The 13,316-nt window shown below is 60.6% G+C and carries 16 protein-coding genes; 5 read left to right on the top strand and 11 right to left on the bottom strand.

Annotation, left to right across the window (positions count from 1 at the left end; translation table 11 throughout):
• Nucleotides 1-91 precede the first annotated feature (91 nt).
• The 4 genes from V7R84_RS01370 to V7R84_RS01355 all read left to right on the top strand — a co-directional run bounded on the left by V7R84_RS01370 (nt 92) and on the right by V7R84_RS01355 (nt 4,294).
• Nucleotides 92-1,186 (top strand): hypothetical protein, encoded by a 1,095-nt coding sequence (locus V7R84_RS01370; protein WP_130873956.1) that lies wholly within the window; start codon nt 92-94, stop codon nt 1,184-1,186.
• A complete protein-coding gene (locus tag V7R84_RS01365) occupies nt 1,183-2,523 on the top strand; it encodes an AI-2E family transporter (RefSeq protein ID WP_338571250.1) in 1,341 nt (446 codons plus the stop codon). Before V7R84_RS01370 ends, V7R84_RS01365 begins: the two co-directional genes overlap by 4 nt.
• Before the next feature lie 9 nt (nt 2,524-2,532).
• Nucleotides 2,533-3,225 carry an endonuclease NucS gene (gene nucS / locus V7R84_RS01360; protein WP_338571247.1) on the top strand — a complete coding sequence of 231 codons (693 nt, stop codon included), beginning with the start codon at nt 2,533-2,535 and terminating at the stop codon, nt 3,223-3,225.
• Nucleotides 3,226-3,496: 271 nt separating this feature from the next.
• Nucleotides 3,497-4,294 (top strand): alpha/beta fold hydrolase, encoded by a 798-nt coding sequence (locus tag V7R84_RS01355; RefSeq protein ID WP_338571245.1) that lies wholly within the window; start codon nt 3,497-3,499, stop codon nt 4,292-4,294.
• Here V7R84_RS01355 and V7R84_RS01350 read toward each other — a convergent pair.
• Complete coding sequence (locus tag V7R84_RS01350; protein ID WP_338571243.1) at nt 4,272-4,955, bottom strand: peptidylprolyl isomerase; 684 nt, start codon at nt 4,953-4,955, stop codon at nt 4,272-4,274. The two genes, V7R84_RS01355 and V7R84_RS01350, sit on opposite strands and share 23 nt — an antisense overlap.
• A 27-nt stretch (nt 4,956-4,982) precedes the next feature.
• Between V7R84_RS01350 and V7R84_RS01345 the strand changes: the two genes are divergently transcribed.
• Entirely contained in the window at nt 4,983-5,618 is a 636-nt protein-coding gene (locus tag V7R84_RS01345; RefSeq protein ID WP_338571242.1) for a cob(I)yrinic acid a,c-diamide adenosyltransferase, read from the top strand.
• Nucleotides 5,619-5,625: 7 nt separating this feature from the next.
• On the opposite strand, the gene V7R84_RS01340 is transcribed toward V7R84_RS01345, so the two are convergent.
• The 10 genes from V7R84_RS01340 to V7R84_RS01295 form a co-directional block, all read right to left on the bottom strand.
• A complete protein-coding gene (locus tag V7R84_RS01340) occupies nt 5,626-6,087 on the bottom strand; it encodes a DUF2550 domain-containing protein (RefSeq protein WP_338571240.1) in 462 nt (153 codons plus the stop codon).
• A gap of 89 nt (nt 6,088-6,176) precedes the next feature.
• Entirely contained in the window at nt 6,177-6,590 is a 414-nt protein-coding gene (atpC, locus tag V7R84_RS01335) for an ATP synthase F1 subunit epsilon (protein WP_338571238.1), read from the bottom strand.
• A 2-nt stretch (nt 6,591-6,592) separates the two neighbouring features.
• A complete protein-coding gene (gene atpD, locus V7R84_RS01330) occupies nt 6,593-8,035 on the bottom strand; it encodes a F0F1 ATP synthase subunit beta (protein ID WP_338571236.1) in 1,443 nt (480 codons plus the stop codon).
• Nucleotides 8,036-8,043: 8 nt separating this feature from the next.
• Nucleotides 8,044-8,958, bottom strand: a complete 915-nt coding sequence (locus V7R84_RS01325; RefSeq protein ID WP_338571233.1) for a F0F1 ATP synthase subunit gamma — start codon at nt 8,956-8,958, stop codon at nt 8,044-8,046.
• A gap of 6 nt (nt 8,959-8,964) precedes the next feature.
• Entirely contained in the window at nt 8,965-10,599 is a 1,635-nt protein-coding gene (gene atpA, locus V7R84_RS01320; RefSeq protein WP_338571232.1) for a F0F1 ATP synthase subunit alpha, read from the bottom strand.
• A 31-nt stretch (nt 10,600-10,630) separates the two neighbouring features.
• Entirely contained in the window at nt 10,631-11,422 is a 792-nt protein-coding gene (locus V7R84_RS01315; RefSeq protein ID WP_338571231.1) for a F0F1 ATP synthase subunit delta, read from the bottom strand.
• On the bottom strand, nt 11,419-11,976 hold the full coding sequence (locus V7R84_RS01310; RefSeq protein ID WP_338571230.1) for a F0F1 ATP synthase subunit B: 558 nt from the start codon (nt 11,974-11,976) through the stop codon (nt 11,419-11,421). Before V7R84_RS01310 ends, V7R84_RS01315 begins: the two co-directional genes overlap by 4 nt.
• A 2-nt stretch (nt 11,977-11,978) precedes the next feature.
• Nucleotides 11,979-12,203 carry an ATP synthase F0 subunit C gene (gene atpE, locus V7R84_RS01305; protein WP_338571229.1) on the bottom strand — a complete coding sequence of 75 codons (225 nt, stop codon included), beginning with the start codon at nt 12,201-12,203 and terminating at the stop codon, nt 11,979-11,981.
• Nucleotides 12,204-12,259: 56 nt separating this feature from the next.
• Nucleotides 12,260-13,063, bottom strand: coding sequence for a F0F1 ATP synthase subunit A (gene atpB, locus V7R84_RS01300; RefSeq protein WP_412728073.1), 804 nt, complete (start codon nt 13,061-13,063; stop codon nt 12,260-12,262).
• The gene (locus V7R84_RS01295) at nt 13,060-13,284 is read right to left on the bottom strand and encodes a hypothetical protein (RefSeq protein WP_338571227.1); all 225 of its coding nucleotides are present in this window, start codon (nt 13,282-13,284) and stop codon (nt 13,060-13,062) included. Before V7R84_RS01295 ends, atpB begins: the two co-directional genes overlap by 4 nt.
• Between the last annotated feature and the right edge of the window lie 32 nt (nt 13,285-13,316).

Raw genomic sequence — 13,316 nt, 5'->3', positions numbered from 1 at the left:
AAGCGCCGGTGGACGCGATGGTGCCCACCGGCGCTTTCATCCCTACTCCGAGGTAGGCTCGGTACCGACCGTGCCAAGCCAGGAGACAACAATGACCGATGTTCGTACTGAGATCGAGGAGGAGACCGGCCTCAACCTCTTCGAGGACAAGGCCAGCGCCGTCGGGGGATTCCCCCATGCCATGCTCGGCTATGACAAACAGGCGGTGGATTCCTACATCCAAGATCTCGAGCAACGACTACTCGAGATGAAGGTGCAGTTGCGGGAGCAACGCCGAGAGACAAGCTTCGTGCGAGCGCAGGTCGGAACAACGGATTTCGCCAAACTCGGTGCTCATGCTCGTGGACTGCTGGAAGCCGCTGAAGCGCAGGCAGCCGAACTGGTCCGCCTGGCGGAGGCCGAGTCCGATCGACTCAGGCAGGAAGCGCGTCTGGCGGCGGCGGCTTCCCGCGAAGCCGCCCAGCAGGAAGCAGACGATGTACGTTTGTCCGGGCTCGCCAGCCTCCGCAAGCTCCGGCAGGAACAGGCCGAAGCAGGACAGGCAGTGCTGGAGGCAGCACGACGTGACGCAAATCTGGTTCGCGCTGATGCGGAGGCCCAATCAAAGTCGTTGTTGGAGGAGACCTCGCAGCGGATTAATGCGCAGTTGGAGGCTGCCCGGATCGATGCGGCCCGAATGCGTCAGGAGGCTGAGCGGGATGCCACTGCTGCGCGCTTGGCCACGGAGAAGTCCACCGCCGCAGCTCTATCAAAGCAGGCTGAAGCGGTCAGGAAAACCGAGGAAAACGTCAGCGCCCAGCTTGCGGAGGCCAGGGCTCGTTCTGAGGCCGCGACCAAGCAGATCGAGGAAGCTCGAGCAGAAGCCATCAAGGTCCGCGAATCCGCAGTGGAGGAGGCTGAACAGATCCGGACCACCGCCACACGCGAAGCCGAGGCTACGTTGTCGGCCATGCGGGAGGAAGTGCGCCAGAAACAGGAACAGCTTGAGGAACAGGTCGCCTGGCGCAAGGAGCAGCTGGAACGTGAGGTGGCGGCGCTGATGGCACGCCGGACCTCCATCGTCGCTTCCATGCAGAACCTGCGCGCCATGGCCGAGGAAGCTGTACCTGACATGGAGCTCACCGAAATCATCAGCGGTGGCGAGGTGACGGCCCCGCAACCACGGGAACGCAAGCAGGCGAAGTGACGGCCCTCGTTCCCGGGGCTGCGGACGAGCCTCCAACCTCTGGCGACACAGGGAATGCTCCGGAGGAGTCGGTCTCCCCCACAGCCCAGCCCGACAAGCCAGCGACGGAGCCTACTGTCCCAGTAGAGAATTCCGGACGCAGAAAAATGTCCACCTCGCTCGGGGGCAGAGCATCTCTAGGCAGGTTCCGGCAGTTCCTCGGAGGTTTGTTCGGCAACGCCCGCAAAGGAGCCGAGCAGCTTTTGGCACCCATTCCCGAGGAACCGGTCTCGCCCGTTCCTCCCGTGATGGTGCAGAACGAGACGAAACTGCTGAACCACTCCCCTTTCTCCATAGGCTTTTTCGGCGCATTCGGGGTGCTCGTGGCGATCGGCCTCATGGCCGCCGCCACACAAGTGCAGAACATTCTGACCCTCGTGGTGCTCTCCCTGTTCCTGGCACTAGGACTGAACCCGGCAGTCGAGTTCTTCACACGACGCCGGGTACCCCGCGCGATGGCGGTGTTCTTCGTGACCGTCACCCTGTTGGGAATCATCGTTCTGGGAGTCACTGCACTGGTGCCATTGATGATGAACCAAGTGCAGTCTCTGACATTTAGGGTGCCGTACTGGATAGCGATGCTAGCCACGAACGAGCAGGTGGCACGTTGGGATGCCCAGTACAATCTGCTCGAAACAGCCCAGCGTTATCTCGCCTCGGGCGGGTTAATGCAGAACCTGTTCGGCGGCATCTGGGGAGCAGGCGTATTGGTTGCCAACCTCATTTTCTCCGTGATCATGACGCTGGTGCTCACCATCTACTTCCTCGCTTCACTACCGGCGATCAAAGAGGTTATTTACACGCTTGCTCCGGCCAGCCGACGTGCCCGCTCTCGCTACTTGGCAGATGAGATCTTTCGTGGGGTCTCCGGATACATCACCGGAATGTTCATGATCGTCGCGGTGGCCTCGGGATGCAGCTTCATATTTATGAACATCATCGGGCTCGGCGCCTATTCCTTGGCGTTGTCTTTCATAGTCGCCCTGTTCTGTTTCATCCCTCTGGTGGGTTCCTCGCTGGCCATGCTCGCTGTGGCTCTGGTCGGCTTCGCCACGTCCCCGACAATAGGCGTGGCCACCATCATCTACTTCCTGATCTACCAGCAGTTCGACGCCTACATCCTCTACCCAACCGTCATGAAGCGGACGGTGAAAGTACCCGGGGCACTTGTCGTGCTGTCTGCGCTGATCGGTGGCATCTTGCTGGGAGTGATCGGTGCCCTGATCGCCATCCCAACAACGGCTGCCCTGCTGCTGCTCTACCGCGAGGTGCTCCGACCGCATCTGGACGCCCGTTAGGATCTATCTGTGCGTCTCGTCATTGCTCACTGCCAGGTCGACTACGCGGGTCGATTGACAGCCCACCTTCCCATGGCCAAGCGACTGATCATGCTCAAAGCCGATGGCTCCGTCTCTGTGCATGCAGATGATCGCGCATACAAGCCCCTGAACTGGATGAGCGCCCCCTGTTCCCTCACCATTACAGAACCCGACGATGCGGCTCGGGAGGCTGGTGCGAACGCCCTCTGGCTGGTCCGTTCCACGTCTGGCGACACCCTGCGAATCGCGCTGGGGGAAGTCTTTCTTGACGTGGATCACAGTTTTGGTGTTGACCCGGGGCTCCAGAAGGACGGGGTCGAAGCGCATCTGCAGTCCCTGCTCGCCGAGCACCCCGCAACTTTCGGAGATGGCTGGCAGGTGGTCAAACGAGAGTTTTACACCCCGATCGGCCCGGTCGACCTGCTGTTGCGAGACGCTGATGGATTCCACGTCGCCGTGGAGGTGAAACGGCGAGGCGAGATTGATGGTGTGGAACAACTGACCCGCTATCTCGAGTTGATGAATCGTGACCCGCAGCTGGCACCTGTGAAGGGAATTTTTGCCGCCCAACACATCAAGCCACAGGCCGCCACCCTCGCCGCTGACCGAGGCATTACATGTCAACTGTTGGACTATGACGCGCTGCGTGGAATGGACAATCCCGAGGATCGGCTTTTCTGATGGCGCGACGTCCTTCAAAGCATCTACGCCCACCACGTCCTCTCGATACGTCCCGCCACGTGTCCAGGAGGATGACCTCGGCAGGAGCCTTTCTCGTCAGAGAAGTTCCCACGGATCGTGCGATGAAGCCGTACACCTGTCCAGGGTGCAACAATCCGATCCCTGTGGGAATGGCCCATGTGGTCGTTTGGCCTGAAGAACCCGGTGTTGGTTTCAGCTCCGGGACAGAGCAGCGCCGGCACTGGCATTCACACTGCTGGAGACTGAACCGATGATCCACGACAGCATCATGGGTTCAGGCCCAGCGCAGGTAGTGTTCCTGCACGGCCTATTCGGTCAGGGAAAGAACTTCACCCGGATCGCGACCGCCTTGACTGAGATCGCGACCTGTCACCTGCTCGATCTTCCAAATCATGGGGCATCATCCTGGACGGTCGGCTTCAGCCTGGATGGTCAAGCTGAGCACATTGCCCACTGGCTGCGGGAGAATTTCGACGCTCCTGTCGCCCTGGTGGGACATTCGCTAGGCGGAAAGCTCGCCATGAGGCTGGCCCTCACATATCCCGATCTCGTCGAACGCCTTCTGGTGGTGGACATCTCACCCGTACCAAGCGATGGCCCCACCGCGTTCGCTCCTTTGGTGGCTGCAATGCGCAACCTCGATCTGGAACATCTGGCGAGCCGCACCGATGCCAGCCGACGGCTCTCAGAGGCGATCCCCGACCCGCAGGTCCGCGGCTTCCTACTTCAAAACCTGCGCCGGCTGGGCAGCGACTGGGCGTGGAAGGCCAACCTGGATCTGCTCGGCGATTCCCTCCGGATCATCGGTGGCTGGCCGAGAATGGACGCAGTCTATGACGGCCCTGTGTGGTGGGTGGCAGGTGGGAAATCGCACTATGTCCTACGCGAGCATGCCGAACCAATGCGCAAGTTGTTTCCCCGAGTCGTCACAATAACCCTCAAACAGGCAGGCCACTGGGTTCACGCCGACGAACCGGATGCATTCACATCGATCTGCACGGAGTTCTTGGTTTCTCCCGCCCCCATCAGCTCAACGTCACCGAGCTGATGGCGGCCTCCGCTATGGGTCTCACACCATCAGATTCATCGACTCCTTGCGCCGCAATTCCCTGCACAACAGCCAATCCGCCATCATCGACAGTGCCGAAAACGGCATAATCTGGACTGAGCTGGCTGTCCTCCCAGACGATGAAGAACTGTGACCCAGCCGTGTTGGGTTTTCCGGTGTTCGCCATCGCGACGGTTCCTTTGGGGTATGTGGCGACGGCTCCCTCCTTCTCCAGCCCAGTGGTACGAGGACTCAGTTCGTCTGGGACCGTATATCCGGGCCCTCCCATGCCAGTTCCCGTCGGATCCCCACACTGGAGCACGAAAATCCCGTAATCAGTGAGCCGGTGGCACCTGGTTTCGTTGAACCACCCCTGTTGCGCCAAGGACATGAAGGAATTGATGGTGCACGGCGTGGCCGAGCGATCCATCGTGATTTCCACATCACCTGCTGTCAGGTGAAGGGTCGCCTTGGTCTCTCCGGCATTCAGGACGTCCTCGCCGCTGGGCGGGTCAACAGGTTTGGCGGGTTCTCCCCCAGGCGGATAGGAACAACTGACGGCTCGCCCAGTCTCATTCGCGGGATTCGACTGGTTAGCGTCGCTACACCCGGTGAGAAGAAGGGCGAAAGCGATCAGGGGAGCAAAGGCCTTGAACGACACCTCAGCAATTGTAGATACAGTTGCTCCATGGTGAACCTGACACGCATATACACCCGCACCGGCGACGCAGGAAACACTCGTCTGTCGGACAACGCCGAGGTGCCAAAGACAGATCCACGAGTCGAGGCATATGGGGCGGTCGACGAGACCAACTCAAACCTGGCACTGGCAGTCGCCCACGGTGGGCTGCCGGAACGCGTAGTGGAGATGCTCTCCTTGGTTCGTAATGAGCTCTTCGATGTCGGCGCTGATCTCAGCACACCTGTACACCCCGATCCTCAGTACCCACCTCTGCGGATCGAACAGTCCTCCATCGACCGTCTGGAGGAGTGGTGCGACGAACTCGGCGCCGAGCTTCCCTCCCTACGTTCCTTCATTCTGCCCGGCGGCAGTCCGGCAGTAGCTCAGTTGCACGTCGCACGCACGGTGTGCCGACGTGCCGAACGGGTGGCCTGGCAGGCTGCTCAGGTCCATGGAACCAAGCCTTCGACAGAACGTGGCGAAGGCGGGGTCAGCCTGCTGGCCATCACCTATCTGAACCGGCTGAGCGATCTGTTGTTCAACATGTGCCGGACCGCTGCGGGCCCTGAAGGAGACGTGCTGTGGGTTCCGGGAACGGATCGCAAGCCACCCGAGAAGCGCCACGGACGCACGAAGAAATAACACCCGTTTACAGAGGCGAGTCGGCGCTACCTGGAAGGTAGTGGCTTCCAGGAGGGGCCGACTCCAGCCAGGCCATCAACCCCAACACGTTTTCCAGATCCATAGCCAAATTGTGCTCGTGGTCATTGAAACGATCCTTGATCGTGACGATCCACGAGTTGTCGAACAGGACGACCTCCTCCAAAGCAGTGGCAACACGCCGCCGCTGCCAGCTGGTTCCGGCACGTGAGAAGGAACGATTCGGTCGCAACGCCAGCGAGAAAGCGCGATACCAGTCGAGCCGGTCCCCGCGATAGCGAGCAAAACCCAACACCCATCCAACACCGGGTTCCCCGTCCCGCATCCTGTGGGCACAGTCAAAAAGGCCGCCCTGGCGGGTGAGCCAGCGGCGGCGTGCATAAAGAAGCAGAAAAGGCAGGATACAGAGGCAGGTGACCGCGACGATTATTGCGATCACTGTCAGCCCCATGCACAAAACATAGCGTTGCATCGGTAGAAGCCGGACCGGGACACTCGCAGAAAAACCACGAAATGTCCCGGCCCACCATGGAATGGTTGTCAGCGACTGGCCTGGTACTTCTCACCCGCCCGAATCTGAGCATTCAAAATGTGCAGCCGATGTATCTGATCGTCGGTTGCCCCGCCCTGGCTCCGGATGTGACGCAGTTCGTGCGCCTCCCCGCGAGCTTCTTCCAGAAGGATTTCCTCAGCAAGTTTAACCTCGTGGCTGAGAACTCGGATGTGCCCTTGGGCAACGGCCAGCAACCCGCCGTCGATGGCAAGGATCTCCGTCCTGCCATCAACGACGATGACCTCCACCATACAAGGAACCAGAGCAGCCATGAGTGGCTCATGCCCAGGCAAGATACCGATGTCGCCCTCGCTTGTGCGCGCGATGACGTTGACGACATCACACTGCATCACCATCTTGTCCGCGGAGACGACCTCCAGCTTCAGCGGCTGATACTCCACGCTCACAGGTCCTTCTGCATCTTGTCCCAGCTCGCGAAGACGTCCTCCATGCCACCAACATTGAAGAAAGCCTGCTCAGCAATGTGATCGACGTCACCGCGACAGATCATCGAGAACCCCTCGATGGTGTCCGCCAACGGCACAGTGGAGCCAGGAATGTTCGTGAACTTCTCCGCCATGTAGGTGTTCTGGCTCAGGAACTGCTGGATCCGCCGTGCCCGGTTCACTGTGATCTTGTCCTCCTCGGACAACTCATCGATACCGAGAATGGCGATGATGTCCTGGAGTTCCTTGTTGCGCTGCAGGATCTGCTTGACACGCACAGCAGTCTCGTAGTGCTCCTGGCCGATGTACTGCGGATCGAGGATCCGCGACGAGGACGTCAGCGGATCAACTGCCGGATACAGACCGCGGGACGCGATCTCGCGGCTCAGCTCCGTCGTCGCGTCCAGATGGGCGAAAGTCGTCGCCGGGGCCGGGTCTGTGTAGTCGTCGGCGGGCACGTAGATGGCCTGCATCGAGGTGATGGAGTGCCCCTTGGTGGAGGTGATCCGTTCCTGGAGCTGCCCCATTTCGTCGGCCAGGTTCGGCTGGTACCCGACGGCCGAAGGCATGCGGCCCAGCAGCGTAGAGACCTCGGAACCGGCTTGGGTGAACCGGAAGATGTTGTCGATGAACAACAGCACATCCTGGTTCTGGACATCACGGAAATACTCCGCCATTGTCAGTGCCGTCAGGGCGACACGAAGCCGAGTCCCCGGGGGTTCGTCCATCTGGCCGAACACCAGGGCCGTGTCCTTCAGGACGCCGGCCTCTTCCATCTCATTGATGAGGTCATTGCCCTCACGGGTCCGCTCCCCCACACCCGCGAATACGGAGGTGCCGCCGAAGTTGTGGGCGATGCGGTAAATCATCTCCTGAATGAGCACGGTCTTACCGACACCCGCGCCACCAAACAGGCCAATCTTGCCGCCCTTGACGTACGGGGTGAGCAGGTCAAGGACCTTGATGCCGGTCTCCAGCATCTCGGTACGGGGTTCCAGCGCATCGAACTCGGGGGCCGGGCGGTGAATCGGCCAGCGTTCCGTGATCTGAATCGATGCTGGATCGACGTTCAGCACATCACCGGTCACGTTCCACACGTGCCCTTTGGTGATGTCGCCCACCGGCACCGAAATCGGAGCTCCCGTGTCGCGGACCTCTGCCCCACGACGCATACCGTCAGTGGGTTTCAGAGCGATGGCCCGGATCAGGTTATCTCCGACGTGGAGGGCCGTTTCCATTGTCATGGTTCGCTTCTCACCCATGACCTCGGTCTCGACGAGCAGGGCGTTGCCGATCTCGGGAATCTGATCAGCTGCGAACTCGACATCCACGACCGGACCGATGACCCGGGCGACGCGGCCAATGCCTGCCGCGGTGGTCGAATGTGCAGTGGCAGTCATGTCTTACCTCACTCGCTTCCGGCTGATTCGGCGAGCGCCGCGGCGCCCCCGACGATTTCAGAGATTTCCTGGGTGATCTCCGCTTGACGGGCCTGGTTAGCCTCACGGGTCAAACGTTCGATCAGTTGCTGGGCATTGTCCGTCGCCGACTTCATGGCACGCTGCCTACTGGCCAGTTCCGAAGCACTCGATTGCAGAAGCATCGAGTGAATACGGTTGGTCACGTACATCGGGAGGACCCGGTCCAACATCGCCTCGGGGGTTGGTTCGAAGGCATAGTGTGGCAGGACAGTATCGCCGCCGCTCACGGGCTCATCCGATTCCTCAACGGCGAGAGGAAGCAGTCGCAAGGTGATTGCTTCCTGAGTAAGCATCGTCATGAACCGAGTCGCGACGACGTGCAGCTGGTCAACGCCCCCGTCCTCGTATGGACGCAGAAAACGCTCAATCAGGACATTGGAGATTTCTTTGGCATGCGAGTACTGCGGCGCGATAGAGAAACCGGTCCAGCTCTGCTCCACCGGGCGATGCCGGAAATCGTAGTAGGAGAGGCCTTTGTTCCCGGTCACATAGATCAGGCACTCCTGCCCTTCCTCCAGCAGTTTCGCCCGCAGCTGTTCCGCCACCCGGATCACGTTCGCGGAATAAGCTCCCGCCAGACCTCGGTCACCTGTGATGACGAGTACAGCCGACCGGCGGGGTGGCTCGACGTCACGAAGCAGCGGATGCTCCAGAACATGGGAGTAGGTTGCCAAGGCTGATACCGCATGCACCAAAGCATCAGCATAGGGAAGGGCAGCACGAACCGCCTGCTGAGCCTTGACGATGCGAGAAGCAGCAATCAGTTCCATGGCACGGGTGATCTTCTTGGTGGTGGCGACGGAATTGCGTCGCTGCCTGAGTTCCCGCAGGCTGCTGGCCATTGGGCATCAACCCCGCTTCTTGCGAATGATCGTTTCCTGCGCGATCGCCTCGTCCGAGATCGGCATGTGCTCTTCACGGGCCAAGGGGGTTCCTTCAGAGGTGCGGAACAGCTGCTTGAAATCGGCCAGGGCCTGCATCGTGACCTCCCTGAGGTCATCGCCGAACAGTTTGGTATCTGCGATCGTCTGGAGCACCTGGGTGTTGTGCCGAAGATGCTCGAGGAACTCCTGCTCGAAGCGAAGCACCTCGATCACAGGAACGTCATCGAAATGCCCCTGTACGCCTGCCCACACCGAGACCACCTGTTCCTCCACCGGGTAGGGGGCGTACTGGCCCTGACGCAACAACTCCACGAGCCGTGCACCACGATCCAGCTGCTGGCGAGACGCCGCATCCAGGTCAGAGGCGAACATCGCGAAGGCCTGCATGTCACGGTACTGGGCGAGGTTGATCTTGAGGGACCCTGCCACGGATTTCATCGCCTTGACCTGCGCCGCACCACCGACCCGGGAAACCGAGATCCCAACATCGATTGCTGGACGCTGGTTGGCGTTGAACAGATCCGACTGGAGGAAGATCTGTCCGTCAGTGATGGAAATCACGTTTGTGGGAATGTAGGCCGAGACATCGTTGGCCTTGGTCTCGATGATAGGCAGACCAGTCATCGAGCCACCGCCCAACCTGTCCGACAGTTTGGCGCAACGTTCCAGCAGGCGCGAGTGCAGGTAGAAGACATCACCCGGGTAGGCCTCGCGACCGGGCGGTCGGCGCAGCAGCAGGGACATGGCACGGTAGGCCTCGGCCTGCTTGGTCAGGTCATCGAAGATGATCAGCACGTGCTTGCCCTGGTACATCCAGTGCTGACCGATGGCAGACCCGGCATAGGGTGCAATGTACTTGTAGCCCGCGGGATCGGATGCAGGGGCATGAACGATGGTTGTGTATTCCAATGCTCCAGCTGCTTCGAGGGTGCTGCGCACCTCGGCAACGGTAGATCCCTTCTGGCCGATGGCCACATAGATGCAGCGGACCTGTTGTTTCGGATCGCCGGTTTCCCAGTTGGCCTTCTGATTGATAATCGTGTCAATCGCGATCGCTGTCTTACCGGTCTTGCGGTCACCGATGATCAGCTGCCGTTGTCCCCGCCCGATAGGGGTCATTGCATCGATGGCCTTGATTCCGGTCTGCAAAGGCTCGCGAACTTCCTGTCGATCCATGACGCCTGCCGCCTGGAGTTCGAGAGCCCGCCTGCCCTCGATGTTCTTGATCTCACCAAGCCCATCGATGGGGTCACCCATTGCATCGACGACACGTCCGAGATAGCCGTCACCGACTGGCACGGAGAGCACCTCACCCGTGCCACGCACGGTAGAGCCCTCATCGATACCCTCGGAATCACCGAGTACAACCACACCGATCTCACGTTCATCGAGGTTGAGGGCGATACCCATGGTGCCGTTCTCGAAACGCAGCAGCTCATTCGCCATGGCCGAGGGCAGACCCTCGACGCGCGCGATACCATCGCCAGAGGTCGCGACAACGCCGACCTCCGTCATGCTGGCAGCCGCGGGCTGGTAGGACGAGACGAACTCGTCCAGCGCGCTGCGGATCTCATCGGGACTGATGGTGAGTTCAGCCATTGCGTCCTACTTTCGCTTTCATCGCTTGATGTCAGTTCAGGAGCCGGCGGACCTCGTCGAGCCGCCCGGCCACGGTTGATTCGAATACATGTGTGCCAAGATCGACGCTCATACCACCGATCACGTTCTCGTCCACCTCGATCAGCAGGAGGACCGGACCGCCGACCCGAGCCTCCAAAGCCCTGCGAAGTCGTTGAATGCGGCCTGTGTCGAGAGGACGTGCCACGGTGATCCGCGCCACCTTTTCCCCTGCCAGGTCGGCGGCAAGAGCCACATAATTGGTGAGGGCGAGCGGGACCGTGCGGGCACGGGGCGCCGCTGCACGCAGCGCGAGCACCACCGTGACGGAAGCCACCCGTCCCGTGAGCAGCCGGGTGATCAGGGCACGTCGATCCGCGAGGCTGCGCCCCCGGTTACGCAGGGCGTCGGACAACTCAGGGGAGCTTTCAATCAACAGTGCAAATTGATGCAACTCCTCTTGGACGCGCTTCAGTTCTCCACGCGCGGTGGCAACACGCAGCAGGCCGCGTACGCCCTGCCGTTCGATGGACTCGATCATGGCTCGCCCACTGGACCAAGGGCGCGAAACCGCTTCGACGACCACGGACAATGAAGCGGCCCCCAGCCTGCCCTCGAAAAGCCTACGGGCCAGCGCCTGCCTGTCCTCCGAACTCGCAGAGGGATCTGACAGCGAACGTCTCAGCGGAGGCTGTTCTTCGAGCAGATCGACAACCGCGAACAACTCATCGGCAGCGGCTGCATCAACCTGAATAGCGTCCACCACTGGGTCAAAGGCGCTGAGGGCGACGTCGCGAGACTTCATCGGGATGTGCCCGCCGTTTCTAGCTCATGCATGAAACGGTCAATGGTTCGATTGGCACGCTCATCGTCAGTAAGCGCCTCGCCGACGATCCGGCTGGCAAGGGTAGTGGCCAGACCGCCGATGTCTCCACGAAGCTCGACCAAGAGCTGCGAACGCTCGGCCTCCAGCTGGGCCCTGCCAGCGGCGAGGATGCGATCAGCCTCTTTGCTGGCCCTTTCCCGGGCCTCCGCCAGCATCTGTGCACTGGTGTTCTTGGCCTCCTCGCGGATTTTTGCCGCCTCCTCGCGTGCAGAGTTGAGCTGGTCGTTGTACTCCGCCAACGCAGCCGCCGCTTTCGCTTCGGCCTGCTCAGCCCGCTGAATTCCGCCCTCGATGCGTTGGTAGCGCTCCTCGTACAGTTTCTCGAAGGCCGGTACGACGGCCTTCCACATGACGAGGAACACCAGCAGCATCAAAATGATGCCAACCACGACCTCGGACAGGTGATGGGGCAGAAGCGGTCCGAGATCGATCCCGGACTCGAGCAGCACCCCACTCACGGGGATCACGTCCATCCTCACTTAAGAACGAAGGCCAGGGCGATGGCGATGATGGCGAGCGCCTCGACCACGGCGAAACCGATGAAGGCGGTGCTCATCATGGCGCCACGCGCCTCGGGCTGGCGAGCGGTCCCATTGATGACCGAGGCGAAGATCCAGGCCACACCCAAAGCCGGGGCGATGGTGGCGATCGCATAGCCGAGCATGTTGAGCGAGCCGTTGATTTCCAGGAGGGTCTGCATGGTTTTCCTTTCGGATGGCTCCTCACCGGGATTGGTGATGGAGTCGGATTTTCGATTCAGTGGGCCTCTGAGACTGAGGTTGACACATACTGGGCGGTCAGGACCGTGAAGATGTAGGCCTGCAGTGCGCCGATGAACAGTTCCAGGAACAGGATCGCGAAACTGAATGCCACCGAGACGGCACCGGAGACGTTGTACATGAGGTTGTTCTGGAAGGTCAACAAGAAGGAGCCTCCGACCACGAACACCAGAACCACCAGGTGTCCGGCGAACATGTTGGCGAACAGACGCAAAGCGAGAGTCACGGGCCTGGTGATGAAGGTCGCGAGGAACTCCAGCGGGATGATCAACCACAGGAGATACCACGGAACGCCCTCGGGGATGAGCGCCTTCTTGAGAAACCCGATGCCGAATTTGCGGAATCCTGCACCGACGTAGACACACCAGGACAGAAAAGCCAGGCCGTAAGCGAATCCGACATTGCTGAAGGTTGGGAGCATGAAAACGAAGGTTTCACCAAACCAGTTGCTAACCAGCAGGAAGGAGAAGAGACCGAGCAGATACGGAAGGAAGCGTCTGTAGTCGTGGTGGAGAATGTCGCGGGCGATGCCATTGCGGACGAATTCGTAGAGGTACTCTGCGAAGAACTGCCGTTTGGGGGGCAGGACCTTGAGTCGGCGCGAGGCCAGCCACCAGAGCAGAACCACCAGTAGAGCCGCTATGACGGCCTGCCAGAAGGGCTTGTTCATCCAGGTGGGGGTGCCCGGAATAACGGGAGTGTCGAAAATGAAGTCGTTGACACTCGGCGGGGTGTAACCGCCATCGCCACCGCTGTCCAGCGGAAGAAGCCAAGGGTTCACGCGCCGCTCCCATATCGCTTGATGATCAGATATGTGCTGCAGACCAGGCCTATGATCAGGCCCATTGGCAGCAACCACGATGTCTTCCAGAAATGGTCGCCCAGCCAGCCCAACCCTCCGTAGAAGAGCAGACCCGCCAGGATGTAACTGAGCACGACCATCCCATCCTCGGTGCCCTGCCGCTGCGAGGGCTTCTCCTCGGATCCTGGTCTGGTGCCCATGTCGGGAGTGAGCCTAGCGGAAAACTCCCCCA

This window comes from Arachnia propionica, from assembly GCF_037055325.1.
Lineage (GTDB): Bacteria > Actinomycetota > Actinomycetes > Propionibacteriales > Propionibacteriaceae > Arachnia.
The sequence above is the reverse complement of the archived record's forward strand: the minus strand, read 5'-3'. Positions and strand labels throughout refer to the sequence as shown.